Source organism: Rhodococcus sp. LW-XY12, from assembly GCF_019317345.1.
Classification (GTDB): domain Bacteria; phylum Actinomycetota; class Actinomycetes; order Mycobacteriales; family Mycobacteriaceae; genus Rhodococcus; species Rhodococcus pyridinivorans.
Genome location: NZ_CP079225.1, coordinates 3,276,862 through 3,302,441, shown reverse-complemented (window position 1 = coordinate 3,302,441; position 25,580 = coordinate 3,276,862). Strand labels below are relative to the sequence as shown.

Here is a 25,580-nt window from a genome sequence, read left to right as displayed (position 1 = left end):
AAGGTCTCCCGTCGATCCTCAACCCTGAGCGAGTCATGACCACCAGCGAAGTACGCGTACGTTTCTGCCCGTCACCGACCGGAACCCCGCATGTGGGTCTGGTGCGCACCGCCCTGTTCAATTGGGCTTTCGCGCGTCATCACGGCGGCACCTTCGTGTTCCGCATCGAAGACACCGACGCCGCACGCGACACCGAGGAGTCGTACCAGGCGATCCTCGACGCCCTCCGGTGGCTTGGTCTCGAATGGGACGAGGGTCCGGAGGTCGGCGGACCGTACGAGCCGTACCGGCAGTCGCAGCGACGCGACCTTCACCTCGAGATCGTGCAGAAGCTCGTCGACTCCGGTGAGGCCTACGAGTCGTTCTCGACGCCGGAAGAGGTCGAGGAGCGGCACAAGGCCGCCGGCCGCGACCCGAAGCTCGGCTACGACAACTTCGACCGCGACCTCACCCCGGAGCAGCGGCAGGCATTCCTCGACGAGGGGCGCAAGCCGGTCGTGCGACTGCGCATGCCCGAAGAGGACCTCACGTGGAACGACCTGGTCCGCGGCGAGACCACTTTCAAGGCAGGCTCGGTGCCCGACTTCGCGCTGACCCGCGGCAACGGCATCCCGCTCTACACGCTCGTCAATCCCGTCGACGACGCGCTGATGAAGATCACACACGTCCTGCGCGGCGAGGACCTGCTGTCGTCCACCCCGCGTCAGCTTGCGCTGTACGCGGCGCTGCAGCGCATCGGCGTCACCGATTTCACGCCCGAGTTCGGCCACCTGCCGTTCGTGATGGGGCAGGGCAACAAGAAGCTCTCCAAGCGCGACCCGGAGTCCAACCTCTTCCTGCACCGCGATCGCGGGTTCATCCCCGAGGGCCTGCTCAACTACCTCGCTCTGCTCGGCTGGGGTCTCGCCGACGACCGCGACGTGTTCTCCCTCGACGAGATGGTCGCGGCCTTCGAGATCTCCAAGGTCAACTCGAACCCCGCCCGGTTCGACCAGAAGAAGGCCGACGCCATCAACGCCGAGCACATCCGCCTGCTCGAGCCGGAGGAGTTCGCGACCCGGCTGAAGGCGTACCTCGTCGAGCACGGCCGGATCGGGGCCGACGTCGACGACGCGCTCTTCCGGACGGCCGCCGACCTCGTACAGACCCGTATCGTCGTTCTCGGGGACGCGTGGGACCTGCTGAAGTTCCTGTTCGTCGACGACGCCGACTTCACGCTCGACGAGGTCTCCGCGGCGAAGAATCTCAAGGAGGATGCCGCGCCCGTGCTCGACGCCTCCGTCGCCGCCCTCGAGGGCCTGACCGAGTGGACCACGCCGGCGATCGAGGAGGCGCTCAAGAGCGCACTGATCGAGGGGCTCGAACTGAAGCCGAGGAAGGCCTTCGCTCCCGTGCGGGTCGCGGTGACGGGCTCGCACGTCAGCCCGCCGCTCTACGAGTCGATGGAACTGCTCGGCCGTGAGCGCACCCTTGCACGACTGCGTGCCGGGCGGGCGCGCATCGCCTGACCCCTGCATGGTCGCTCTCGGCCCGTCGTCGGCACCCGCCGGCGACGGGCCGAACTCGTTCCGGGCTCGATTTCATGCCACCGAGCTCGTCCTGAGCTCGATTGCACTCCTCTGACCAGCCGATTTGTAGTTGGTGGCGGGGTTGGTGCTAATCTTCTTCTCGGTTCGGAACGGAGGCCACAACGCCCGCAGGGCAGGCCGAAGGAACAAACCATTGGGGTATGGTGTAATTGGCAACACAGCTGATTCTGGTTCAGCCATTCTAGGTTCGAGTCCTGGTACCCCAGCTGAGGCGCGGTGGTTTGCCCGCAGCGCCTCGGCCAGCTATGCTGGCTGAGCTTCCTTCGGGGAGTGAAGAGAAGAAGTTCCATAGGCCCCCGTCGTCTAGCGGCCTAGGACGCCGCCCTCTCACGGCGGTAGCGTGGGTTCGAATCCCATCGGGGGTACAACGGACTCCCACCGATCTCCGGGTCGGTGGGTGTTTCTTCTCTCCGAAGGCACCGATCGGTCGGTGCCGAGGAAAGTTCCAGGCCCCCGTCGTCTAGCGGCCTAGGACGCCGCCCTCTCACGGCGGTAGCGTGGGTTCGAATCCCATCGGGGGTACAACCACGAAGGCTCTCCGATCATCGATCGGAGAGCCTTTCGCGTATGGGCGGTCAGTGCGCGGCGGACGGAAGATAGGCGGCCGTCGTGCCGCCGATCTCCATGGCAGGCATCCCGAGCTTGCAGTGATCCCACGAACGCACCCGCGCGGGCACCACACGGACGGCCACCCGTTTGTGCATCATCTGCTCCACCGCGGGGCGCGCCTCCTCCGTGTACGGGGCGGTGTACCGCTCCCATACGTCGCGGCAGACCTCGAACAGGCGGTCGTGGTCGTCCACGATCTCCGCCCGCCCCTCGATCGAGACGCCACGCAACTGGTCGTAGGTGTCGCCGGCCTCGACGAGGACGGTCACGCGATCGTCGCGCCGGAGGTTGACGACCTTCTGCGATTTCGCCTTCGTCTCGAACCAGATCTCCCCGTCGAGCACCGCGTACCACATGGCGACGAGGTGCGGGGTGCCCGTCGGTCCGAGGGTCGCCAGGTTCGCGACCCGGCTGCGGTGGAGGAACTCGTCGATCTCCGACTCCGTCATCGTGATGCCTGCGCGGCGGTTGGTTCCCATGCGAAGCACTCTGGCAGAGCGTGGGGCCGCACGGCTGTCTTCCTCCCGCCCCGCCCGTGTCCCTCCTGGGCTCCACCCGGGAGGGACACGGGCATGCGGTCGGCCTCAGAGACGCTTCTGGAGCGCTTCTGCGGCGGCGAGGAGGTCGGCGGCCCAGCGGGCGCCCGGTCGGCGGCCCATGCGGTCGATGGGGCCCGATACGGAGATCGCGGCGATCACGCCACCGCTGCTGTCGCGCACGGGTGCGGCGACCGACGCCACACCGGGTTCGCGTTCGGCGGCGCTCTGCGCCCAGCCGCGGCGGCGGACCTCGACGAGCACGCGTTCACCGAAGGCCGCGTCGGGGAGGATGGCGCGCTGGGTCGCCGTATCGGCCCACGCGAGCAGAACTTTCGCGCCGGAGCCGGCCGTCATCGGAAGGCGTGCGCCGACGAGGACCGTGTCGCGCAGACCGGTCGGCGGTTCGAGAGCGGCGACGCAGACCCGCTGGGTGCCCTCGCGGCGGTACAACTGCACGCTCTCGCCGGTGATCTCGCGCAGACGGGGGAGGACGAGCGAGGCGGCCTCGACGAGCGTGTCGCCTGCGCCCGCGGACAATTCGGCCAGTCCGGGGCCGGGACGCCACTGTCCGTCGCTGTCGCGCATGAGGAGGCGGTGGACCTCGAGGCCCACGGCGAGACGGTGCGCCGTGGCACGGGGCAGGCCGGTCCGCGCGCACAACTCGTTGAGGTTGCACGGCTGTTCGGCAACCGCATGGAGGACTGTCATCGCTTTGTCCAGCACTCCGATCCCGCTATGCTGTCTCATAGGTCGATACCTCCGTCTCGCATAATGGGAAGCATATCGCATGCCGAGAACGGTGGGGACGACACCATACGCGGCCGGACAGCCCCCGGGATCCCGCGTTCGTCACGTACGACAAGGTGGAGAAGATGGCTGGAAAGACTCTGGCGGAAAAGGTGTGGGACCAGCACGTGGTCGTGCGCGGTGAAGGAGAGGGATCGGCGCGACAGCCGGACCTGATCTACATCGACCTGCATCTCGTACACGAGGTGACCAGCCCGCAGGCCTTCGACGGTCTGCGGCTGGCAGGACGCCCGCTGCGGCGTCCCGACCTCACGATCGCCACCGAGGACCACAACGTCCCCACGGTGGACATCGACAAGCCGATCGCCGACCCGGTCTCGCGCACACAGGTCGAGACCCTGCGCCGCAACTGCGAGGAGTTCGGTGTCCGTCTGCACCCCATGGGCGACCTCGATCAGGGCATCGTCCACGTGGTCGGCCCGCAGCTCGGTCTCACGCAGCCCGGCATGACGGTGGTGTGCGGCGACAGCCACACCTCCACCCACGGCGCCTTCGGCGCACTGGCGATGGGCATCGGCACCAGTGAGGTCGAACACGTCATGGCGACACAGACGTTGTCGCTGCGGCCGTTCAAGACGATGGCCATCAACGTCGGCGGCACCCTCGCGCCGGGAGTGACGAGCAAGGACCTCATCCTCGCGATCATCGCGAAGATCGGCACCGGCGGCGGACAGGGCTACGTCCTCGAGTACCGCGGCGAGGCGATCCGCGCACTGTCGATGGAAGCGCGGATGACCATCTGCAACATGTCGATCGAGGCGGGCGCCCGCGCCGGCATGATCGCCCCCGACGAGACCACCTACGAGTTCATCAAGGGCCGCCCGCACGCCCCGAAGGGCGCCGACTGGGATGCTGCCGTGGAGGCGTGGGAGCAGCTGAAGACCGACGACGACGCGGTTTTCGACGCCGAGGTCCACATCGACGGCAGCGCTCTGACCCCCTTCGTCACGTGGGGCACCAACCCGGGCCAGGGCGCTGCGCTCGGGTCCAGCGTTCCGGTACCCGAGGAGATCGCCGACGAAACCGAGCGGTCTGCAGCGGAAAAGGCGTTGCGCTACATGGATCTCGAACCGGGCATGCCGCTGCGCGACGTGAAGATCGACACCGTCTTCGTCGGCTCGTGCACCAACGGCCGCATCGAGGATCTGCGTGCCGTGGCGGATGTCCTGCAGGGCCGCAAGGTCGCCGACGGCGTCCGGATGCTCGTCGTGCCGGGTTCGATGCGGGTGCGCGCGCAGGCGGAGGAGGAGGGTCTCGGCGAGATCTTCACCGCCGCAGGGGCCGAGTGGCGTCAGGCCGGGTGCTCGATGTGCCTGGGCATGAACCCCGACCAGTTGGCGCCGGGCGAGCGTTCCGCGTCGACCTCGAACCGGAATTTCGAAGGACGGCAGGGCAAGGGCGGACGGACGCATCTCGTCTCGCCGGCCGTGGCCGCCGCAACCGCGGTGCGGGGAACGCTTTCCGCACCGGCGGATCTGGACTAGACCACAGGACCGACGAGGAGAATTTTCAATGGAAGCCTTCACCACCCACAGGGGCATCGGCGTCCCGCTGCGCCGCTCCAATGTCGACACGGATCAGATCATCCCGGCCGTGTACCTGAAGCGCGTCACCCGTACGGGATTCGAGGACGGTCTGTTCGCCGCATGGCGCAACGACCCGTCCTTCGTCCTCAACACCCCGCCCTTCGACCGCGGCAGCGTTCTCGTCGCCGGACCGGATTTCGGCACCGGCTCCTCGCGTGAGCATGCCGTGTGGGCGTTGTCGGATTACGGATTCCGGGTCGTGATCTCGTCCCGCTTCGCCGACATCTTCCGGGGCAACGCCGGAAAGGCCGGTCTGCTCGCCGCTCAGGTCTCGCAGGACGACGTCGAACTGCTGTGGAAGCTCATCGAGCAGCAGCCCGGACTCGAACTGGAAGTGGATCTCGAGAACCGGACGGTGACCGCCGGAACCACCGTGGTGCCGTTCACCATTGACGACTACACGCGGTGGCGTCTGCTAGAGGGTCTCGACGACATCGGATTGACATTGCGCCAGGTAGACGCGATTTCCGAGTACGAAAAGTCAAGGCCGTCATGGAAACCGAGTACCCTTCCGGCGCCCTGAAAACACCCCCGAACGCGCCTTCTCCGGGTCCGGTCCGACGCTCCCGTCGGGCCGGGCCCGGAGGTTATTTGCATGAGAATCCGCGTGGCACATAGACTCTTGCCCGTTTGCGGGTCTACCGTGGACTGGAGTCGGTCTGACGGTGGACCGTGTATGTGCGGAGGAAATCAATGAACAAGGCAGAACTGATCGACGTTCTGACCGAGAAACTCGGTTCGGACAGGCGCACCGCCACCGCGGCCGTCGAGCACATCGTGGACGCGATCGTTCGCGCCGTGCACGACGGTAAGAGCGTCACCATCACCGGATTCGGTGTCTTCGAGAAGCGTCGTCGGGCCGCGCGTGTCGCGCGGAACCCGCGCACGGGTGAGACGGTCAAGGTCAAGCCGACCTCGGTGCCGGCCTTCCGTCCCGGCCAGTCCTTCAAGAACATCATCGCGGGCACCCAGAAGCTCCCGGCTTCGGGTCCGGCCGTGAAGCGCGGTGCAGCTGCAGCGGCCAAGAAGACCGCGGCAGCGAAGAAGGCGGCGAAGAAGACCACGGCGGCGAAGAAGACCACGGCGACCAAGTCGACCGCGGCGAAGAAGACCACCGCAGCGAAGAAGACCACGGCGGCGAAGAAGACCACCGCCACCAAGTCGACTCCGGCGAAGAAGACCACCGCGGCGAAGAAGACCACGGCGGCCAAGTCGACTCCGGCGAAGAAGACCACCGCCACCAAGTCGACCGCGGCGAAGAAGACCACCGCGGCGAAGAAGACCACGGCGGCCAAGTCGACTCCGGCGAAGAAGACCACCGCCACCAAGTCGACCGCGGCCAAGAAGACCGCGGCCAAGAAGAGCCCGGCCAAGAAGACCACGGCCCGCAAGAGCACCAAGAAGTAACACCCACCCGCGATGCGGCTCGCACACGTGCGAGCCGCACAGGTGAGACGACGGCGGCCACCGGACATCCGGTGGCCGCCGTCGTGTGTACTCGGTCAGATGTTCTCGTCGTCCGCCGGTGGACGGCCCGTGGGAAGAGGGCTGTCGAGGTGGTCGGCTGCGACGAGACGATCGCCGCGCAGCGACAACACCCACATGCTCGCCTTCCGGTTCCGCGCCGGAGGCAGCGCGAGACCGTCGCGCTCGGCCCACCACTCCAGCAGCGGCGGGATCACCTTGCCCTGACTGCAGATCACGGGAGTGCCGGGACCGGACGCGATCTCCAGCGCCCGCTTGCGGCCGCGGTCCGGATCGGCGCGGTACTCCTCCTCCGACAGGGACGGCTCGATCGCGATCTCGAGTCCGTGCCGGGAGGCGAAGGGTTCGACCGTCGCGATGCACCGCGTGCGGTCGGCGGACACCACGCTGTCGCCGCCGAATGCCGTCAACTGCGGAACGAGAGCCTCGGCCTGCGCCCGTCCGGACGCATCGAGGGGCCGGTAACGGTCGTCGCCCTTGTACTTCTTCCGACTACCCGCCTTGGCGTGCCGCACGATCAGCGCCATGGTCGTGTCCAACGGCACCCGGCGGAACCGGCGCAGGACACTGCGGTCCATCGGATAGGACAACAGATCGAATGCCTCTTCGGGGGACACCCAACGCAATTCGTCAACCTCGTCATTGGGCGCGAACTGCCCGTCGAGGCACCGCGCAGCCCAGTAGTCCACCCGCTTGAGCTTGCGGTGACCCGGAACGGGGTAGACGACCTTCCCGAGACTACTGCCGAGCGCGGAGCGGAATCCGGTCTCCTCCTCGATCTCCCGCACCGCGGCAACCACGGCCGTCTCACCCGCGTCGAGCTTGCCCTTCGGAAAGGACCAGTCGTTGTAGCGCGGGCGATGCACGAGCGCGACCTGCACATCGTCCGGAGCGTTCTCGTCGACAGGACGCCACAGGACCGCGCCCGCCGCGAAGATGTTGGCCTTCACGGGCTTGTCGCGTGATTCGGTCAACGTTCCCTCCACCTCAGGACGCACGACTACGCATGAGTTCGACCTGGTGGTCGCGGGCAGCGGTTCCCGGCTCGGGGGACGCCGTCCAGGTGCCGTCGCCCTCGAGAATCCAGCAGCGGGTGACCGGGTCGAGCGCGGAATCGAAGATGCCGTCCAACTGCGCTGCGAGCCGGGTGTTCTTCACCTGCACCATCACCTCGACGCGACGGTCGAGGTTCCGGTGCATCATGTCGGCGCTACCGATCCAGTACTCGTCGCTGCCCCGGAAATGGAACAACCGCGAATGTTCGAGGAACCGCCCCAGAATCGAGCGCACCGTGATGTTCTCGCTCAGGCCGGGCACGCCCGGCTTGAGGGCACAGATCCCGCGCACGACCACCTCGGTCCGCACCCCCGCCCGCGACGCGCGGTAGAGCGCGTCGATCACCTGCTCGTCGACGAGGGCGTTGGCCTTGAGCCGGATCCCGCTGGGGCGACCGGCCGCGTGGTGCTCGATCTCACGCTCGACGCGTTCGATGATGCCCTTGCGGACTCCGTGCGGTGCGACGAGCAGATTGCGGTACTGCGCCTTCCGGGAGTATCCGGTGAGGGTGTTGAACAGGTCGGTGAGGTCGGCGCCGATCTCGGGTGACGACGTGAGCAGGCCGACGTCCTCGTAGAGACGCGCGGTCTTCGGGTTGTAGTTGCCGGTGCCGATGTGGCAGTAGCGGCGGATCGTCGAACCCTCGCGCCGCACGACCAGACAGGTCTTGCAGTGTGTCTTCAGACCTACGAGTCCGTATACGACGTGGACACCGGCCTGTTCGAGCTTGCGCGCCCACTTGATGTTGGCCTGCTCGTCGAAGCGTGCCTTGATCTCCACGAGCGCGACGACCTGCTTGCCCGCTTCGGCAGCGGCGATCAGGGCGTTGACGATGGGGGAGTCGCCCGACGTCCGGTACAGCGTCTGCTTGATCGCGAGGACCTGGCTGTCGGCGGCGGCCTGCTCGATGAACCGTTGCACGCTCGTGGAGAACGAGTCGTACGGGTGGTGGACGAGGATGTCGCCCTCGCGCAGGGTGGAGAACACGCTCTTCGGTGTCTCTCGCTCGCCGAAGGCGGGATGGGTCGCCGGCACGAAGGGGGCGTCCTTCAGATCCGGTCGGTCGACGGCGTGCACCTGCCACAGCGACGACAGATCGAGCAGCCCGGGCAACTGGACGACGTCCACCCGATCGACGTCGAGTTCGCGCAACAGGAGGTCGAGCATGTGCTCGGTCATGTCGTCCGACACCTCGAGCCGCACGGGAGATCCGAAGCGCCGCCGGGCGAGTTCGCGTTCGAGGGCTTGAAGGAGATCCTCGTCGCGGTCCTCCTCGACCTCGAAGTCGGCGTTGCGGGTGACGCGGAATGCGTGGTGCTCGACGATCTCCATGCCCGGGAACAACACGTCGAGATGGGCGGCGATCAGCTCCTCGAGCGGGAGGAAGGCCGGCAGTCCGTGCGACGAACCCGCGCGATCGACCCGGACGAACCGATCGACGTTGTCGGGCACCTTCACGCGCGCGAAGTGTTCACCGGACGACTGCGAATCCTTGACCGTGACAGCGAGGTTCAGGGACAGGCCGCTGATGTACGGGAAGGGGTGTGCGGGATCGACCGCGAGCGGCGTCAGGACCGGGAAGACCTGGTCGGCGAAATACTGTGTCAGTCGTCGGCGTTCGTCCTCCGTCAGATCCGCCCATCGGATGATCGAGATGCCTTCGGCCGCCAGGGCGGGCATGACCGAGTCGAGGAAGACCTGCGCCTGGCGACCGGCGAGTTCGCGCGTGCTCGACGCGATGAGCGCGAGCTGGGCGCGCGGGGTCAGTCCGTCCGCGGACCGGACCGACAACCCCGTCTCGGCGCGACGTTTCAGCCCGGCGACCCGCACCATGTAGAACTCGTCGAGATTCGACGCGAAGATCGCGAGGAACTTGGCGCGTTCGAGCAACGGCTGCGAGGTGTCCTCCGCGAGCGCGAGAACGCGGGCGTTGAAATCGAGCCAGCTCTGTTCGCGGTTGAGATAGCGGTCGACGGGAAGTGTGTTGTCGTGATCGGTCCTCGACTGCAGTCCCGTCGCGGCCGGAGGGGCGCTGGTGGCGGTCGCTACGCGACCGGCGGGTCGTGCGGCACCGGATGGTGCCGCGTGCTCGGAACTCGTGGGATCGGGGGAATCGCCGTTGGTCACGAGTTCATTGTTGCAGAGCGACGGCTCCCTGCAGCGCTGTCGCACGGGTGGCACAGGGGGAACTCGACCGTGTCGAGCACGGCCGCGGTGGCCGGTCCGACGCCGAGTTGCAGTGCGGCGGCAAGATCGTCCGGTGTGTCCACATCGAGTCGCAGTCCGGGGAGGGAGTCCGGTACCGGGTACGCACCGGCATCGATGTGGCGACCGGCCGATCCCGGACCGAACGACAGTGGCGGCAGGGTGCCGCTCACGCAGTGCAGCAACGCCGTCGTACCGCTCGCCGTGTGGTCGACGACCACGGCCGTTCCGGTCCGCCGCGCAGTCTCGCGTGCGAGCACGAAATCCTCGGGCCGCAGGGACGGAAGGTCGGCCTGCAACGCCACGAGTTCGGCGCCGGGTGCGTGCTCCCGCGCCCGGCGGGCCGCTGCGAGCAGTGCGGAGTTCAGTGGGTCGGGGGAGTCGGGACGCACCGGATCGGGGAGGACGTCCGCGCCGCAGTCCAGCGCCGCGGCCGCGACCCGCTCGTCGGCGGTGACGACGGTGACCGTCACGTCTCCGGCGGACAGCGCCGCCGTCACGGTGTCCTGCAGCATCGCAAGCACCAGTGATTCCCGTGCTGCCGGGTCGAGGACGTGCGAGAGCCGCGACTTCGCCAGGCCGAGGGCCTTGACGGGAACGAGCACGTGCGTCGCGGGCATTGCCCGATTGTGCCATCAGTATCGAATCGCACGGTCGCGCCAGGTGACGAACCGCACGAGCGCCCGGTGCGACCGGGTCGTGTGCGGTCCGTCCTCCGACCCGGCGCGGTGTCGGTGGAGCCTGCGCGATACTGGGTGCGACCGTGGGTGGTGACCGCCCGGACCGAACCGGTCGCGACCGCCCGCTCCAGGCCGATCGCGAGCGTGAGTGCCGGGCATCGGATGAGAGTGAGGATGGCGTGACCACAGCAGCAGTTCTGGGCGCGGGTTCGTGGGGGACGGCGTACGCCAAGGTGCTGGCCGACGCCGGAACGGACGTGACGATCTGGGCGCGGCGCGAGGAGGTGGCGCGTGGCATCGCCGAGCGGCACGAGAACTCCGACTATCTACCCGGTGTGGAACTGCCGCACTCGCTGAAGGCGACGGCCGATCATCGGGTGGCCCTCGAGGGCGCCGATTTCGTGGTCCTCGCCGTCCCGAGTCAGACCCTGCGTACCAATCTCGAGGAGTGGAAGGCAGATATCGGACCGGACGCGACACTTCTCAGTCTCGCCAAGGGAATCGAGAGCGGCACCCTGATGCGCATGAGTCAGGTGATCGGTCAGGTCACCGGCGCCGAGCAGAATCGCATCGCCGTGCTGTCCGGCCCCAACCTCGCCCGTGAGATCGCCGAGGGGCAACCGGCCGCGACCGTCATCGCGTGCCCCGATTCCACCCGCGCCATGGAGATCCAGAAATCCTGCGCCACAAAATATTTCCGTCCGTACACGAACTCCGACGTCATCGGCTGCGAGGTCGGCGGCGCCTGCAAGAACGTCATTGCCCTCGCGTGCGGCATGGCCGCCGGAGTCGGGCTCGGTGAGAACACCGTCGCGAGCATCATCACCCGCGGTCTCGCCGAGATCACCCGGCTCGGAACCGCCCTCGGGGCCAAGCCGGCCACGCTCGCCGGTCTCGCCGGTGTCGGCGATCTCGTCGCCACATGTACGTCCCCGTTGTCCCGCAACCGTTCGTTCGGCGAACGACTCGGCCGCGGTGAGTCCCTCGAGAGCGCGCAGGAGGCCACCCACGGTCAGGTGGCCGAAGGGGTCAAGTCGTGCACCTCGGTCCGCGCCCTCGCAGCGAGTTACGACGTCGAGATGCCGCTCACCGACGCCGTGCACCGCGTGTGCCACGAAGGCATGTCGGTGCAGGACGCGATCGGGCAGCTGCTCGGACGCCGGATCAAGCCGGAATGAGTGGCATGACGGGCGATTCGACTCGCTGTGTGAAGGCAGTTGCACACGAGTGTGTTCCGGGCTCCCCGCTGCAGGCGGGACCGGTCTTCGCGGCGCCGTATCTCCTCGGGGAGGACGAGCGCGACGACGTCGACACCTATGCGCGGGCCTCGAATCCCGGCTGGCGCGCACTCGAATCGGCGCTCGCCGACCTCGAGCACGCCTCGGCCGCCCGCGTCGTCGGCTCGGGAATGTCGGCGATCACGGTCGCCCTGCGATCCCTCGTGGCCCCGGGCGGCACGGTCGTCGTCCCCTCCGACGGTTACTACCAGGTGCGCACGTACGCGCAGGAATTCCTGGCGCCGCACGGAGTGAAGGTCGTCGAGATGTCGGTCGCGGAGTTCGGTGACGGCACCCTGACCGACGTTCTGGTGACCGCTCCCGACAATTCCGTCGTACTGGTCGAGACCCCGTCGAATCCAGGCCTCGACACTGTCGACCTGCGCGCGATCGCGACCGCGTGCCACGTCTCCGACGCGCTCCTGCTCGTCGACAACACCACCGCCACACCCCTGGGCCAGCTGCCCCTCGATCTCGGCGCCGACGTCGTGGTGGCCAGCGGGACGAAATCGCTCAGCGGACACAGTGACCTGCTGTTCGGATACATCGCCGTCGCGGATCCCGAACTGCTGCCCGCGATCGACCGGGAACGACTGTTGTCGGGAACCGTACTGGGACCCTTCGAGACCTGGCTCGCGCACCGCAGCCTCGGCACCGCCGGACTGCGCTTCGAACGGCAGTGCGCCAACGCGCTCGCCGTCGCCGGGATGCTGCTCGAGCACGCCGCTGTCACGGACGTCCGCTATCCCGGACTCGCCGGCGACCCCGCCCACGCCGTGGCGGCCGGCCAGATGAGCCGCTTCGGCCCCCTCGTCACCTTCCGGCTACCCGGCCGCGACGAGGTGCACCGCTTCGTCCGCGCGGCCACGCTCGTCGCACCCGCCACCAGCTTCGGCGGTATCCACACGACAGCGGATCGTCGCGCACGATGGGGCGATGCGGTGCCGGAGGGATTCGTCCGGTTGTCGTGCGGAATCGAGGACACCGCGGATCTGCTCGCCGATCTCGACGCGGCGCTGAAGGAGACGACCCTCCACCGAGGGAGACCGGAGCCCGCGGAGACATAGCAGGGTGTCCGGCCCCACCCGCGTAGGACTCGCTCGACACGCGGAGATCGCCACCCGGTACGGTTCGACACGTGAGTATGCCCCGAACCCGGGTGGCCGTCGTCTTCGGTGGTCGCAGCAACGAACATTCCGTCTCCTGCATCTCGGCAGGGAGCATCCTGCGCAACCTGGATCCGGAGAAGTACGAGGTCGTGCCCATCGGCATCACTCCCGAGGGCGCATGGGTCCTCGGCGACGCGGACCCCGCCGGCCTCGCCGCGGCCGGTCGCGAACTGCCCGTCGTCGCCGGCGACGGCTCCGATCTCGTCCTCACCGCGGATCCGACCCGCGGTGGCGACATCGTCGCCCTCGACGAGGGCTCCTACGGCCGGGTGCTCGCCTCGGTCGACGTGGTGTTCCCCGTCCTGCACGGCGCCTACGGCGAGGACGGCACCATCCAGGGTCTGCTCGAACTCGCGGACATCCCGTACGTCGGTCCCGGGGTTCTTGCCAGCGCCGCCGGGATGGACAAGGAGTTCACCAAGAAACTGCTCGCGGCCGAAGGCCTGCCCGTCGGCTTCCAGATCGTCCTGCGTCCCGGCACCGCGACCCTCACCGAGGAGCAGAAGACCCGCCTCGGCCTGCCCGTCTTCGTCAAGCCCGCCCGCGGCGGATCGTCCATCGGCATCAGTCGCGTGGCCGACTGGGCCGCCTTCGACGACGCCGTCGCGAAGGCCCGGCAGCACGACCCCAAGGTCATCGTCGAGTCCGCGATCATCGGCCGCGAGGTGGAGTGCGGCGTGCTCGAGTTCCCGGACGGCGACGTCCGCGCGAGTGTCGTCGCCGAGATCCGCATGCCCGACACCTCCGACGACCACGAGGCGTTCTACGACTTCGACACGAAGTACCTCGACGACGTCTGCGAGTTCGACGTCCCGGCCAAGCTCGACGAGGAGACCTCCGACCGGATCCGCGAACTCGCGGTCCGGGCGTTCCGCGCCCTCGACTGCCACGGCCTGTCCCGCGTCGACTTCTTCGTCACCGAGGACGGACCGGTGATCAACGAGATCAACACGATGCCCGGATTCACCTCCATCTCGATGTATCCGAGGATGTGGGACGCCACCGGAGTGGAGTACGCCGAGCTGCTGTCGATCCTGGTGGAGACGGCGCTGGCGCGGGGCACCGGCCTGCGCTGACGGCACACGGCCTGTCGGCTTCCGCGAGGACCCGACTAGGCTGGATACATGACTGCCGTGACCCCCGACTCAGCTGCGACCGACGCCGGCACGGACACCCGTGAGGCCGTCCACGAAGCTGCGCGTCGCGCCCGCGTGGCCTCCCGTCGTCTCGCGTTGCTCACCACCACCGAGAAGGACGCGGCTCTGCACGCCGCGGCCGACGCTCTGCTCGCCGCCGCCGACACCGTCCTCGCCGCGAACGCGGAGGACATCGAGGCCGCCCGCGCCGGTGGCACCGAAGAGGCCATCCTCGACCGCCTGCGCCTGACCTCCGCCCGGATCGACGGGATCGCCGCCGGCCTGCGCCAGGTGGCCGGACTGCCCGACCCGATCGGCGGCGTCGTCCGCGGCTCGACGCTGCCGAACGGTCTCGAGCTGCGCCAGGTGCGCGTCCCGCTCGGCGTGGTCGGCATGGTCTACGAAGCACGGCCCAACGTCACGGTCGACGCATTCGGTCTCGCCCTGAAGTCCGGCAACGCGGCGCTGCTGCGCGGCTCGTCGTCCGCGGCCCGCTCCAACGCCGCGCTCGTCGAGGTGCTGCGCGCCTCGCTCGAGAGCCGGGGCATCCCCGCCGATGCCGTGCAGCTGCTGCCGAGCGCCGACCGCTCGTCGGTCACGCATCTGATCCAGGCCCGAGGCCTGGTCGACGTCGTGATCCCGCGCGGTGGCGCCGGTCTGATCGCCGCGGTGGTGCGCGACGCGACCGTCCCCACGATCGAGACGGGCACCGGCAACTGCCACGTCTACGTCCACTCCGCGGCCGATCTGGAGATGGCGGAGAAGATCGTGATCAACGCGAAGACCCGCCGGCCCAGCGTGTGCAACACCGCCGAGACGATCCTCGTCGACAAGGCGATCGCCGACACCGCCGTCCCGAAGCTCCTGCAGGCATTCCAGCAACACAGCGTGACGGTCCACGGCGACCTGCCCGGCCTCGTGCCCGCGACCGACCAGGACTGGTCCGACGAGTACCTCTCGCTCGACGTCGCCCTCGCGGTGGTCGACGACCTCGACGCGGCCGTCGACCACATCGACCGTTACGGCACCGGCCACACCGAGGCGATCGTCACCTCGGACCTCGCCGCTGCTCGGGAGTTCACGACGCGCGTGGACGCCGCAGCCGTTATGGTCAACGCTTCGACGGCGTTCACGGACGGCGAGCAGTTCGGATTCGGCGCGGAGATCGGCATCTCCACCCAGAAGCTGCACGCTCGCGGCCCGATGGGTCTGCCCGAACTGACGTCGACGAAGTGGGTGGTGTGGGGCGACGGCCACACCCGTCCCGCCTGATCGAGACCGGCCCGACGAAAGGAACCAGTGTGGATCGTGCGCTGCCCACCACCCCGCCGATCTTCGCGGACGTCCAGGACGTCGTCGATCGTCTGGCCGGTACCGGTTATCTCGCCGACAAGTCCACCGCGACCGCGGTGTTCCTCGCCGATCGCCTCGGCAAGCCGTTGCTGATCGAGGGACCCGCGGGCGTGGGCAAGACCGAACTTGCCCGCGCCGTCGCCGAGACCTCCGAGGCCGAACTCGTGCGCTTGCAGTGCTACGAGGGTGTCGACGAGTCCCGCGCACTGTACGAGTGGAACCACGCCAAGCAGATCCTGCGCATCCAGTCGGCAGGGGCGACCGCCGCGGCGGGCGAGTCGTGGGACCGCACCAAGGAAGACGTCTTCTCCGAGGAGTTCCTGCTGTCGCGGCCGCTGCTCACCGCGATCCGCCGCGAGGATCCGACCGTGCTGCTCGTCGACGAGGTCGACAAGGCCGACGTGGAGATCGAAGGCCTGCTGCTCGAGGTGCTCAGTGACTTCGCGGTCACGGTGCCCGAACTCGGCACCATCCGGGCCACCCGCAAGCCGTTCGCGGTGCTCACCTCGAACGCCACCCGCGAGTTGTCCGAAGCGCTCAAGCGCCGGTGCCTGTTCCTGCACCTGGACTTCCCCGACGCCGACCTCGAACGACGCATCCTCGCCAGCCGGGTCCCCGATCTGCCCGACGCGCTCGCCGACCAACTCGTACGCACGGTCCGCGTGCTCCGCGGCATGCAACTCAAGAAGGTGCCGTCGGTGGCCGAGACGATCGACTGGGGTCGCACCCTGCTCGCACTAGGACTCGACACCCTCGACGACACTGCGCTGCGCAGCACGCTCGGCGTGATCCTCAAGCACCAGTCCGACCAGATCCGCGCTGCCGCCGAGCTCCGGTTGAACTGACATGGCCGCCGCGCACCTTCCCGGATCCGAGGCGCCCCCGGCACCCCACGGACTGCCCGGGCACCTGGTCGGATTCGTCGAGGCGCTGCGCCGCCGCGGCATCGCGGTCGGGCCGTCCGAGACGGTCGACGCCGGACGGGTCATGACGGTGCTCGATCTCCTCGATCGGGAGGCCCTCCGCGAAGGCCTCGCGTGCACCCTGCTCCGCCGGTCCACACACCGGCCGACCTTCGACGCCCTGTTCGACCTGTGGTTCCCGCCCGCGATCGGACGCCGCGAGGCCACCGACCCTCAGGCGAGCATCCCACGCACCCCCACGGGGGAGGTCGACTTCGAGGCCCTACGCGATCTCATCGCCGAGCTGCTGTCCGACGAGTCGCCGGAGGCACTCGAGGCCTCCGAGATGCTCGTCTCCGCCATCGTCGAGGAACTCGGCCAGTATGCGTCGTCGAACGGCCCGTCCTTCTCGGCCTATCAGGCGCTTCGCGACGTCTCCCCGGACACCCTGCTCACGAAGATCCTCGAGGGACTGCTCGGCAACAGCACCCGCGAGGAACGCGACGACGCCGCCTACGAGAGCGAGGTCGCGCGGCGCACCGCCGCCCAGCGCATCGCCGATTTCCGGGCGATGGTCGAACGGGAGACCCGGCGACGCACCGCCGAGCAGCTCGGCCGCGAACGCGTCGAGAAGTACGGGGTGCCCAAGCTTGCCGAGGAGGTCGACTTCCTGCGCGCGTCCGACGCGGAACTCGTCGCCCTGCGCCGCAGCGTCATGCCGCTCGCGCGTCTGCTCGCGAGCCGTCTCGCGGCGCGCCGCCGGCGCGCTCGTGCCGGCGCCATCGACCTGCGGCGCACACTGCGCAAGTCCATGTCGACCGGTGGCGTGCCCATCGACCTGGTCAACCGCAAGCCCCGTCCGGCGCGTCCCGAACTCGTCGTGCTCTGCGACGTCTCCGGCTCCGTCGCCGGCTTCTCGCACTTCACGTTGCTGCTCGTGCACGCCCTACGCGAACAGTTCTCCCGCGTGCGCGTGTTCGCGTTCATCGACACCGCCGACGAGGTCACCCATCATTTCGCCGCAGGGTCCGATCTGGGCGAGTCCATGTCGCGGATGCTGAAGGAAGCGGAGCTGATCACCTACGACGGTCACTCCGACTACGGACACGCCCTCGGCGGCTTCGCCGAGAACCACGCCCACGCCCTCACCAGCCGCAGCTCGCTGCTGATCCTCGGCGACGGCCGCACGAACTACCGCAATCCGAACCTCGAAGTCCTCGAACATCTCGTGTCCGTCGCACGGCACGCGCACTGGCTCAATCCCGAGCCGAAGGGACAATGGGGTTCGGGGGATTCGGCCGCCAGGGTCTACAGCGAGGTCGTCACGATGCACGAGTGCCGGTCGGCGCAGCAGCTCGCAACGGTGGTGGCGAGTCTGCTCCCCGTGTGAACCCGTAAGCTGGACAACCGTGCATCAGCCAACGGATCGGCCCTCGGCCCCCAGGCGCCGCCTGGGCGTCATGGGTGGAACGTTCGACCCGATCCACCACGGACACCTCGTGGCGGCCAGCGAGGTCGCCGCGAGCTTCGACCTGGACGAAGTGATCTTCGTGCCCACCGGGCAACCCTGGCAGAAGACCGGACGCGACGTCAGCCCCGCCGAGGACCGTTACCTGATGACGGTGATCGCGACCGCATCCAACCCGCGGTTCTCCGTCAGCCGCGTCGACATCGATCGACGCAAACCCACCTACACCGTCGACACCCTGCGCGATCTCAGCGAGCAGTATCCCGACGCGGATCTGTACTTCATCACCGGCGCGGACGCACTGGGATCGATCCTGTCCTGGCAGGACTGGCAGACCCTGTTCGACCTCGCCCGCTTCGTCGGGGTGTCCCGGCCCGGATACGACCTTCACGCCGAACACCTGGCACCGCATCTGGACGAACTCCCGGCCGAGGCGGTGAGCCTGGTGGAGATCCCGGCACTGGCGATCTCCTCCACGGACTGCCGCAGGAGGGCCCGCGAGAACCGTCCCGTCTGGTATCTGGTCCCCGACGGAGTGGTGCAGTACATCAGCAAACGCCGGCTCTACCGCACGAATACGCACCCCGACGGAGATCCCGTCCCGGTGTTCGACGGAAACACCCCCGGCACCATCGAGAGAAAGAGCACGCAGTGAGCGCAACGGCAGAAGCCACGGAGATGGCCCGAATCGCAGCCCTGGCCGCCGACGAGAAACTCGCCACCGACGTCGTGGTTCTCGACGTGTCCGAGCAACTGGTGATCACCGATTGCTTCGTCATCGCGTCCGCACCCAACGAGCGTCAGGTCAACGCCATCGTCGACAACGTCGAGGAGAAGCTGCGCGAGGCCGGCCACAAGCCCGTCCGCCGCGAGGGCACCCGCGAGGGACGGTGGACGTTGCTCGACTACGTCGACGTCGTGGTGCACATCCAGCACGAGGACGAGCGCAACTTCTATGCCCTCGACCGCCTGTGGAAGGACTGCCCGACCATCGAGGTCGATGGTGTGGGTGGCCCCCGTTCGGCGATCGACGCCGCCGACTCGCCGGAGGACGTGTGAGTCGTCCGGAGGAGGGTTCGCAGAGCCCGCGGGTGCGGCAGCTGGTGCTGCTGCGCCACGGCCAGACCGAGTACAACGCCACGCGGCGGATGCAGGGCCAGCTCGACACCGACCTCTCCGAGCTCGGCCGGCAGCAGGCGCTCGCCGTCGCCGACGCGATCGCCCGGTTCGATCCGCTCGCCGTCGTCTCGTCCGATCTGCGCCGCGCCTACGACACGGCGACCGCGCTCGGCGATCGCATCGGGCTGCCGGTCGCGATCGACACGCGGCTGCGCGAGACGCATCTCGGCGAATGGCAGGGCCTGACCCACACCGAGGTCGACGCCGTGGCCCCGGGCGCGCGCAGCGCGTGGCGCGCCGACGCGACCTGGGCACCGCCGGGAGGCGAGAACCGGATCGACGTCGCGCGGCGCAGCATGGCCGTCGTCGGCGAACTGCTCGACAAGTACGAGGACTGGAGCGATCGGCCCATCGTGCTGGTCGCACACGGGGGTCTGATAGCCGCGCTCACCGCCGCCCTGCTCGACCTGCCCGTCGATCGGTGGTCCGTCCTCGGCGGTCTCGGGAACACCGGATGGGTGCAGCTCAGCGGATACGGCGAGGTGCCGTCCTGGCGCCTCGACGTCTGGAACGCGTCGGCCACGGTGGCGCCCGATGACGTCCTCTGAACCCACGCCGATCGGAACCGACGCCGCCCCGCAGCGCCCGGTCCTGCTGGTGATCGGTGACTCCCTGAGCTACTACGGCCCGAAGGGCGGCCTGCCCGCCGACCATCCGCAGATCTGGCCCAACCTGGTCGCGGCCGAACTCGGATGGGACGTCGAGCTCGTCGCTCGGATCGGGTGGACCACACGCGACGCGTGGTGGGCCATGACCCAGGACCCGCGGGTGTGGGCCGCGATCCCGCACGCCGGAGCCGTCGTCCTGGCCGTGGGCGGGATGGACACCCTCCCGTCCCCGCTGCCCACCGCACTGCGGGAGGGCCTGCGCTACATCCGCCCGCCGGCCCTGCGTCGCGCGGCGCGTAGCGCCTACGGGTGGTTGCAGCCGCGACTGTCACCGCTCGGGCGACCGGTGGCGCTCCCACCCCGGGTCAGCGTCGAGTACCTCGAAACGATCAGGGACGCATTGGCATACATGCGCCCCGATCTGCCCGTCATCGGCACCATGCCGTCGGTGCACCGCAGCGAGCAGTACCGGTCGGTGCATGCCGGCCGGCTCCCCGCGGCACGCGCGATCACCCGCTGGGCGGCCGAGAAGTCGGTTCCCCTCGTCGATCTCGCCGAAGCGGTGCGGGAGAACGTCTTCTCCGACGACGCCAATCCCGACGGGATCCACTGGGGTTGGGAAGGACACCGCCGTGTCGCCGCCGCTGTCGGCGACGCGGTCCGGATCGTGCATCGGGATGCGGAAGTCCCGGTGGAGGGCCTACGGTAGGCGTCGTGTCCGTCGTCGTCGTCACAGATTCGTCGAGTTGTATCGACCCTGAACTGGTCCGTCGGTACGACATCCGTGTTGTGCCACTGCACATCATCGCGGGCGGACGCGACCTCCGCGAGGGCGTCGACGAGTTACCGGAGGACCTGTCGACCGTGACGACCTCCGGTCCGTCTCCCGCAGAACTGACCGACGCCTATACCGAGGCGCTCGAGGACAGTGGAGGAGACGGCGTCGTAGCCGTGCACCTCTCGCGGGTGCTGTCCGGGACATGGGACGCAGCCCGGCACGCCGCCGAATCGCTGGGCGACCGGATCCGGCTCGTCGATTCGCGGAACACCGCCATGGGTTCGGGTTTCGCCGTCCTCGAAGCGGTGCGCGCCGCACGGGCCGGAGAAGACCTGGCCCGGGTGTACGAGCGGGCCGTGGAGGTCGCGGCGTCCGCCCGGACCCTGCTCGTCGTCGACCGGCTCGACCACCTCCGTCGCGGTGGCCGGATCGGCACGGCCACAGCGCTGTTGGGTACCGCGCTCGCGATGAAGCCCGTGCTGCACATCTCCGACGGCAAGCTCGTCCTGCGGGAGAAGACCCGCACGATGACCAAGGCGATGGCCAAGCTCGTCGACGGAGCCGCGACCGATGTGGGCGACGAACCGCTCGTCGCGGTGCACCACCGTGGGGCACCCGAGCGGGCGCGCAGCCTCGTCGATCAGCTCGCACAGCGCCTTCCGGAAGGCACCGAGATCGTCGTGTCCGAACTCGACGCGGTTCTCGGCGCGCACGTCGGGCCGGGTGCGGTCGGTGTGGTCGTCGCCTCCGCGGCGACCGGTGTCTCCGAGGACTGACCACCTACACCACCTCCCGGCCCGGATGATGCCGGTGGAGGCCCCATCCGGGCATTCATCCACAGGGGTGCGGGTCATCCACAACCCAGGCCGAATCGGCGCCGACACCGAATCCGGCGGTCGCGGCCGCGGTTAGCGTCGCGGCATGGCGAGCAGTGACCACCGTGATCTCGCGCGCACCCGCCTCGGCGCGATCACGCGTTCCTCGGCGATGCCCGCGGAACCGCCCTGGACCGACGACAGGTCGGCTAACGACCACCCCTGGGCGGATCCGGACGACGGCGACGAACCCCTCCACAGCGGTCCCGGCCGGGAACGATTCGTCGATCGGCTGACCGCAGCGCGATGGGACACCGGACGACGGGGAACCGCTGCACTCGCCGCGATCGGAGTACTCGCCGCCGCAGTGGCACTCGTCGTCGTGTGGCGCGACCGGCCGGTCCCCGAACCGGTACCGCCGCTGCCGAGAGTCGAAGTCGTGGACACGGCAGAGCCGTCCGCCGCGAGGGAGACGGACACGGCACAACCGGATTCCGCCGATTTCGTCGTCAGCGTCGTGGGTGCGGTGATACGCCCCGGGCTCGTGCGGCTGCCGGCGGGATCCCGTGTGGCCGACGCGCTCGACGCTGCCGGTGGTGCCGTCGACGGCGCCGACCTCATCGGCCTGAATCTGGCCCGGCGGGTCGCCGACGGTGATCAGATCGTCGTGGGAATCGCCCCGCCCCAACCTGTTCCGCAGGCCAGTGGAATCGTCGGGGCGCAGACACCGGGCGATGCTCCACCGGAGGCAGGCGGACCGGTGGATCTCAACACCGCCGACGAGACCGCGCTCGACGCGCTGCCGGGCGTCGGTCCCGTCACGGCAGCGGCGATCGTCTCGTGGCGCGACACCAACGGACCGTTCACGGACGTCGAACAACTCGGTGAGGTCGACGGGATCGGACCGGCGCGACTCGCGAGGCTGCGTGAACTGGTGACGGTGTGACCGGACGGAACGACGGGTCCGACGCCGCAACGGTTCTCGATGCCCGGTTGGTGCCGTGCGCGCTGGCCGCGTGGGCCGTGACGCTTCTCGGGTTGTACACGGGATGGCGGATCGTGATCGTCGTGGCGGTCGCGGCCGTCGTCGGGTGCTCCGTGACGGTCCGTCTCGTCGCGACCGGTCGCATCCCACGCGGAGGTGCGCGGATCCTCCTCGCCGCACTGGCCGTCGTCGCGGGATTCGGACCGGCCGCCGGCCTCCGGATGTGGGCCGCCGACCAGCACCCGATCGCCTCCGCAGCGGAGAAGGGATCCTGGGCCGGCGTCGTCCTCCTCCCCACCGACGACCCGCGGCACATCCGGGCTGCGGCCTTCGACGACACACCCCGGGTACGCATCCCGGCCCGGCTCGAGCACGTGATGGTCGGTGGGCGATCCATGGAGACCGGGGGATCGGTGGTGGTGTTCGCACCGGCCGACTCGTGGGGAGATCTCCTGCCCGGGCAGTCCGTCACCGCACGCGTGCGGGCGGCGCCGCACACCGGGCCGGGCACCACGGTGGCGGTGCTCCACGCGGAGAACGCACCCACGGTCGTCGGCCCGCCCCCGGTGTGGCAGCGATGGGCTGGCACGGTACGCGACCGGCTCGCGCAGGTGGGTTCCGCGGTGCTTCCCGCCGATCGGGCCGGCCTGCTGCCCGGTCTCGTGGTGGGCGACACCACGGCGCTGACCGACGAGGTGCGGGAGGACTTCCGGGTGGCCGGACTGACGCATTTGACGGCCGTGTCCGGAGCCAACGTCAGCATCGTCCTCGGAGCGGTACTGCTCCTCGTGCGCGCGGTAGGACTCGGACCGCGTTCCGGGACCATCCTCGCCGCGACGGCTCTCGTCGCCTTCGTCGTCATGGTCCGTCCGTCGGCGAGTGTGGTGCGCGCGGCCGCGATGGGATCCATCGGGTTGCTGGCATTCGTGACGGGTCGTGAGCGACAGGCACTTCCCGCCCTGTGCACCGCGGTGGGCGTACTGCTCGTACTCCTGCCCGACCTCGCCGTCGACGTCGGGTTCGCGCTGTCGGTGTCCGCGACGGCGGCACTGATCGTCGCCGCGCCACCTGTCGTGACCCGGCTCGTGGATCGCGGGTGGCCGCGTCCCATCGCGGAGGTCGCGGCAATGTCGCTGGTCGCGTTCGTAGCGACCGCACCTCTCGTCGCGGCGGTGAGCGGGACCGTGAGTGTCGTGTCGGTCGCGGCCAATGTCCTCGTCGCCCCGGTACTTGCGCCGCTGACGGTCCTCGGTTCGCTGGTCGCGCTGGGCGCCTCCGTCGTCCCGTGGGTTGGGGAGGTGCTCGCGCGCGGCACCGGGCCGTTCCTGTGGTGGCTGATCACGGTGGCCGACCGGGCGGCATCGTTGCCGTCGGCCGAACTCGAGGTGCCGGACGGGCCGGTGGGGGCAGTGGTCGCGGCGGTGCTGGTCGCGGTGGCGTGGTCGGTGGCTCGTCACCGGCGGGTGCGGATCACGGCTCTCGTGATTGCGGTGGCCGTCGCGGCGGTGTGGCTGCCGGTGCGGATGCTGCGACCGGGCTGGCCCGGAGCCGAATGGGTACTCGTCGCATGCGATGTCGGTCAGGGCGATGCGCTGGTGCTGGCGACGGGGGACGGGCGCGCGGTCGTCGTCGACACCGGACCCGAACCGGAACCCGTCGATCGGTGCCTGCGCCGGTTGAGGATTCGCCGTATCGCACTGCTCGTCGTGTCACACCTGCACGCCGACCACGCGGGTGGGATCCGCGGTGTCCTCACCGGGCGCTCGGTCGAGATGGTCGTGGTCGGGCCGGGTGCTGCCGGTGACGACGCGGCGGGTGTGCTCGACGCGGCGACCGGGGTCGGTGTCGTGGTGCGGGAAGCGGGTGCCGGTGCGACCCTGCGTGCGGGCGATCTCGACATCCGGGTGCTGGGCCCGGCCGGGCGACGGACAGGCGGTTCCGAGAACGACAACTCGCTCGTCCTGGCGGTCGACACCGTCGTGGGCCGGGTCCTTTTGCCGGGAGACGCGGAGGAGGCCGCGCTCGACGCACTCGTGCGGTCGGGCACCGACGTGCGTGCGGACGTGTTGAAGGTGCCGCACCACGGCTCGCGCACCACACCCGCACGCTTCCTCACCGCTGTGCGGCCGAGCGTCGCCCTCGTCAGCGCCGGGCGAGACAACCTGTTCGGGCATCCCCATCCCGAGATCGTCTCCACCCTGACCGGAATCGGGGCGCGGGTCCTGCGGACCGACCTGCACGGCGACGTTGCAGTGCTCCGTGCCGCCTCCGGGGCGCTCGCGGTGGTGTCGGACGTGCGTGGCACGATCGAACCGTGAGCGACGCGTCCCTGCATCTGATCCTCGGTGAGGAAGAACTGCTCGTCGACCGTGCCGTCGCGAAGATCGTGTCCGATGTCCGTACGCGCAGCGAAACTCCCGGCGATCTCCCCGTCTCCAGGCTCCGCGCCGGCGACGCGGGCGTACCCGAACTCGCCGAGCTGCTGAGTCCGTCGCTGTTCGCGGAAGAACGCATCGTGATCCTCGAATCCACCGCCGACGCCGGGAAGGACGCCGCGGCGCTGATCCTCGATGTCGCGGGCGATCCGCCTCCGGGCGTGACACTGGTGATCCTCCACAGCGGCGGGGGACGCACCAAGGCGATGGTGCCCGCGCTGCGCAAGCGCGGCGCCGAGGAGCACATGTGTGCCGCTCCCGCGAAGGCGGGGGAGAAGGCGGCGTGGGTGCGGACGTTCGTCCACAAGGAGTTCCAGGCTGCGGGGGTGCGAGTCTCGGGCGATGTCGAACAGCTCGTCATCGAGGCGGTGGGTTCCGACCTGCGCGAACTCGCTGCGGCGTGCAGCCAGCTCGTGGCCGACACCGGCGGCAAGATCGATGCTGCGGCCGTGCGACGCTACTACTCGGGCAAGGCCGAGGTGTCGGGATTCGACGTAGCCGAGAAGGCCGTGGCCGGCGATACGGCCGGTGCGCTCGAAGCGCTACGGTGGGCGATGCACCGCGGTGTCGCCCACGTGCTGCTCGCCGATGCTCTCGCCGACGCCGTGCACACGATCGCCCGGGTCGGCTCGGCCGGTCGCGGCGACCCGTTCTCCCTCGCGTCGTCGCTGGGTATGCCGCCGTGGAAGGTGAAGAAGGCGCAGGCGCAGGCGCGCACGTGGGCGCCGGCGTCGATCGGGACCGCACTCACGGTGGTCGCTGCGCTCAACGCCGACGTCAAGGGAGCCGCGGCCGATCCGGACTACGCCCTCGAGCACGCCGTGCGGGTCATCTCCGAGCTGGCGGCCTGAGGCTTTTCCGCCGTGCCCGTGCCCGTGCCCGCGGCCGATTCCGGGCGGGCGGCATCATTTCTGTCGTT

At 69.1% G+C, this 25,580-nt stretch carries 23 protein-coding genes and 3 tRNA genes; 21 read left to right on the top strand and 5 right to left on the bottom strand.

Annotated features, from left to right (window positions below):
- Positions 1–35 precede the first annotated feature (35 nt).
- From gltX to KXC42_RS15405, 4 genes are all read left to right on the top strand, one after another.
- Positions 36–1,508, top strand: coding sequence for a glutamate--tRNA ligase (gene gltX / locus KXC42_RS15420; RefSeq protein WP_006554528.1), 1,473 nt, complete (start codon positions 36–38; stop codon positions 1,506–1,508).
- Positions 1,509–1,723: 215 nt separating this feature from the next.
- Positions 1,724–1,795 (top strand) — tRNA-Gln (locus tag KXC42_RS15415).
- Positions 1,796–1,881: 86 nt separating this feature from the next.
- Positions 1,882–1,954, top strand: a tRNA-Glu gene (locus tag KXC42_RS15410).
- 84 nt (positions 1,955–2,038) lie between these two features.
- A tRNA-Glu gene (locus KXC42_RS15405) sits at positions 2,039–2,111 on the top strand.
- Positions 2,112–2,164: 53 nt separating this feature from the next.
- On the opposite strand, the gene KXC42_RS15400 is transcribed toward KXC42_RS15405, so the two are convergent.
- Both KXC42_RS15400 and KXC42_RS15395 read right to left on the bottom strand, forming a co-directional pair.
- Positions 2,165–2,677, bottom strand: coding sequence for a pyridoxamine 5'-phosphate oxidase family protein (locus KXC42_RS15400; protein ID WP_006554527.1), 513 nt, complete (start codon positions 2,675–2,677; stop codon positions 2,165–2,167).
- Positions 2,678–2,782: 105 nt separating this feature from the next.
- A complete protein-coding gene (locus tag KXC42_RS15395; RefSeq protein WP_006554526.1) occupies positions 2,783–3,484 on the bottom strand; it encodes an IclR family transcriptional regulator in 702 nt (233 codons plus the stop codon).
- Positions 3,485–3,600: 116 nt separating this feature from the next.
- Here KXC42_RS15395 and leuC point away from each other — a divergent pair, with 116 nt between their 5' ends.
- The 3 genes from leuC to KXC42_RS15380 all read left to right on the top strand — a co-directional run bounded on the left by leuC (position 3,601) and on the right by KXC42_RS15380 (position 6,537).
- Positions 3,601–5,028: a 3-isopropylmalate dehydratase large subunit gene (gene leuC, locus KXC42_RS15390; protein WP_019288377.1), complete on the top strand. Its 1,428-nt coding sequence runs from the start codon at positions 3,601–3,603 to the stop codon at positions 5,026–5,028.
- Positions 5,029–5,056: 28 nt separating this feature from the next.
- Entirely contained in the window at positions 5,057–5,653 is a 597-nt protein-coding gene (gene leuD / locus KXC42_RS15385; protein WP_006554524.1) for a 3-isopropylmalate dehydratase small subunit, read from the top strand.
- A gap of 170 nt (positions 5,654–5,823) precedes the next feature.
- Positions 5,824–6,537, top strand: coding sequence for an HU family DNA-binding protein (locus KXC42_RS15380; protein ID WP_094980302.1), 714 nt, complete (start codon positions 5,824–5,826; stop codon positions 6,535–6,537).
- A gap of 95 nt (positions 6,538–6,632) precedes the next feature.
- Here the strand turns inward: KXC42_RS15380 and KXC42_RS15375 are convergent, their stop codons facing one another.
- The 3 genes from KXC42_RS15375 to cofC are packed head-to-tail and all read right to left on the bottom strand — an operon-like array spanning position 6,633 to position 10,496.
- Entirely contained in the window at positions 6,633–7,589 is a 957-nt protein-coding gene (locus KXC42_RS15375) for an NUDIX hydrolase (protein ID WP_219129234.1), read from the bottom strand.
- Positions 7,590–7,602: 13 nt separating this feature from the next.
- Positions 7,603–9,798, bottom strand: coding sequence for an RNA degradosome polyphosphate kinase (locus KXC42_RS15370; RefSeq protein ID WP_024101376.1), 2,196 nt, complete (start codon positions 9,796–9,798; stop codon positions 7,603–7,605).
- On the bottom strand, positions 9,795–10,496 hold the full coding sequence (cofC, locus tag KXC42_RS15365; RefSeq protein WP_024101375.1) for a 2-phospho-L-lactate guanylyltransferase: 702 nt from the start codon (positions 10,494–10,496) through the stop codon (positions 9,795–9,797). Before cofC ends, KXC42_RS15370 begins: the two co-directional genes overlap by 4 nt.
- 239 nt (positions 10,497–10,735) lie before the next feature.
- Between cofC and KXC42_RS15360 the strand changes: the two genes are divergently transcribed.
- The 14 genes from KXC42_RS15360 to holA all read left to right on the top strand — a co-directional run bounded on the left by KXC42_RS15360 (position 10,736) and on the right by holA (position 25,512).
- On the top strand, positions 10,736–11,734 hold the full coding sequence (locus tag KXC42_RS15360; protein WP_024101374.1) for an NAD(P)H-dependent glycerol-3-phosphate dehydrogenase: 999 nt from the start codon (positions 10,736–10,738) through the stop codon (positions 11,732–11,734).
- A gap of 5 nt (positions 11,735–11,739) precedes the next feature.
- Complete coding sequence (locus KXC42_RS15355; protein ID WP_219129233.1) at positions 11,740–12,900, top strand: cystathionine gamma-lyase; 1,161 nt, start codon at positions 11,740–11,742, stop codon at positions 12,898–12,900.
- Positions 12,901–12,971: 71 nt separating this feature from the next.
- Positions 12,972–14,078, top strand: coding sequence for a D-alanine--D-alanine ligase family protein (locus KXC42_RS15350; RefSeq protein WP_039958672.1), 1,107 nt, complete (start codon positions 12,972–12,974; stop codon positions 14,076–14,078).
- 48 nt (positions 14,079–14,126) lie between these two features.
- Positions 14,127–15,410, top strand: a complete 1,284-nt coding sequence (locus KXC42_RS15345; RefSeq protein WP_006554515.1) for a glutamate-5-semialdehyde dehydrogenase — start codon at positions 14,127–14,129, stop codon at positions 15,408–15,410.
- A gap of 29 nt (positions 15,411–15,439) precedes the next feature.
- Positions 15,440–16,336: a MoxR family ATPase gene (locus KXC42_RS15340; RefSeq protein WP_006554514.1), complete on the top strand. Its 897-nt coding sequence runs from the start codon at positions 15,440–15,442 to the stop codon at positions 16,334–16,336.
- A gap of 1 nt (position 16,337) precedes the next feature.
- Positions 16,338–17,783: a VWA domain-containing protein gene (locus tag KXC42_RS15335; RefSeq protein WP_024101370.1), complete on the top strand. Its 1,446-nt coding sequence runs from the start codon at positions 16,338–16,340 to the stop codon at positions 17,781–17,783.
- Positions 17,784–17,853: 70 nt separating this feature from the next.
- Positions 17,854–18,516 (top strand): nicotinate-nucleotide adenylyltransferase, encoded by a 663-nt coding sequence (gene nadD / locus KXC42_RS15330; RefSeq protein WP_019288365.1) that lies wholly within the window; start codon positions 17,854–17,856, stop codon positions 18,514–18,516.
- Positions 18,513–18,920 (top strand): ribosome silencing factor, encoded by a 408-nt coding sequence (gene rsfS / locus KXC42_RS15325; RefSeq protein ID WP_024101369.1) that lies wholly within the window; start codon positions 18,513–18,515, stop codon positions 18,918–18,920. Before nadD ends, rsfS begins: the two co-directional genes overlap by 4 nt.
- A gap of 89 nt (positions 18,921–19,009) precedes the next feature.
- The gene (locus KXC42_RS15320; RefSeq protein WP_230810365.1) at positions 19,010–19,588 is read left to right on the top strand and encodes a histidine phosphatase family protein; all 579 of its coding nucleotides are present in this window, start codon (positions 19,010–19,012) and stop codon (positions 19,586–19,588) included.
- On the top strand, positions 19,575–20,357 hold the full coding sequence (octT, locus tag KXC42_RS15315) for a diglucosylglycerate octanoyltransferase (protein ID WP_219129232.1): 783 nt from the start codon (positions 19,575–19,577) through the stop codon (positions 20,355–20,357). Before KXC42_RS15320 ends, octT begins: the two co-directional genes overlap by 14 nt.
- Positions 20,358–20,362: 5 nt before the next feature.
- Positions 20,363–21,202: a DegV family protein gene (locus KXC42_RS15310; protein WP_006554508.1), complete on the top strand. Its 840-nt coding sequence runs from the start codon at positions 20,363–20,365 to the stop codon at positions 21,200–21,202.
- Between the two features lie 145 nt (positions 21,203–21,347).
- The gene (locus tag KXC42_RS15305) at positions 21,348–22,187 is read left to right on the top strand and encodes a ComEA family DNA-binding protein (protein WP_006554507.1); all 840 of its coding nucleotides are present in this window, start codon (positions 21,348–21,350) and stop codon (positions 22,185–22,187) included.
- Complete coding sequence (locus KXC42_RS15300) at positions 22,184–24,544, top strand: DNA internalization-related competence protein ComEC/Rec2 (protein ID WP_219129231.1); 2,361 nt, start codon at positions 22,184–22,186, stop codon at positions 24,542–24,544. Before KXC42_RS15305 ends, KXC42_RS15300 begins: the two co-directional genes overlap by 4 nt.
- Complete coding sequence (gene holA, locus KXC42_RS15295) at positions 24,541–25,512, top strand: DNA polymerase III subunit delta (protein WP_006554506.1); 972 nt, start codon at positions 24,541–24,543, stop codon at positions 25,510–25,512. The genes KXC42_RS15300 and holA overlap by 4 nt, the downstream gene beginning before the upstream one ends.
- The last annotated feature ends 68 nt before the right edge of the window (positions 25,513–25,580 follow it).

Excerpts from the sequence above, each read along its gene's own strand:
- gltX (WP_006554528.1), top strand. The coding sequence starts at position 36 with ATGACCACCAGCGAAGTACGCGTACGTTTCTGCCCGTCACCGACCGGA.
- KXC42_RS15400 (WP_006554527.1), bottom strand. The coding sequence starts at position 2,677 with ATGGGAACCAACCGCCGCGCAGGCATCACGATGACGGAGTCGGAGATC.
- KXC42_RS15395 (WP_006554526.1), bottom strand. The coding sequence starts at position 3,484 with ATGAGACAGCATAGCGGGATCGGAGTGCTGGACAAAGCGATGACAGTC.
- leuD (WP_006554524.1), top strand. The coding sequence starts at position 5,057 with ATGGAAGCCTTCACCACCCACAGGGGCATCGGCGTCCCGCTGCGCCGC.
- KXC42_RS15380 (WP_094980302.1), top strand. The coding sequence starts at position 5,824 with ATGAACAAGGCAGAACTGATCGACGTTCTGACCGAGAAACTCGGTTCG.
- cofC (WP_024101375.1), bottom strand. The coding sequence starts at position 10,496 with ATGCCCGCGACGCACGTGCTCGTTCCCGTCAAGGCCCTCGGCCTGGCG.
- KXC42_RS15355 (WP_219129233.1), top strand. The coding sequence starts at position 11,740 with ATGACGGGCGATTCGACTCGCTGTGTGAAGGCAGTTGCACACGAGTGT.
- KXC42_RS15345 (WP_006554515.1), top strand. The coding sequence starts at position 14,127 with ATGACTGCCGTGACCCCCGACTCAGCTGCGACCGACGCCGGCACGGAC.
- KXC42_RS15335 (WP_024101370.1), top strand. The coding sequence starts at position 16,338 with ATGGCCGCCGCGCACCTTCCCGGATCCGAGGCGCCCCCGGCACCCCAC.
- nadD (WP_019288365.1), top strand. The coding sequence starts at position 17,854 with ATGGGTGGAACGTTCGACCCGATCCACCACGGACACCTCGTGGCGGCC.
- KXC42_RS15320 (WP_230810365.1), top strand. The coding sequence starts at position 19,010 with ATGCAGGGCCAGCTCGACACCGACCTCTCCGAGCTCGGCCGGCAGCAG.
- octT (WP_219129232.1), top strand. The coding sequence starts at position 19,575 with ATGACGTCCTCTGAACCCACGCCGATCGGAACCGACGCCGCCCCGCAG.
- KXC42_RS15305 (WP_006554507.1), top strand. The coding sequence starts at position 21,348 with ATGGCGAGCAGTGACCACCGTGATCTCGCGCGCACCCGCCTCGGCGCG.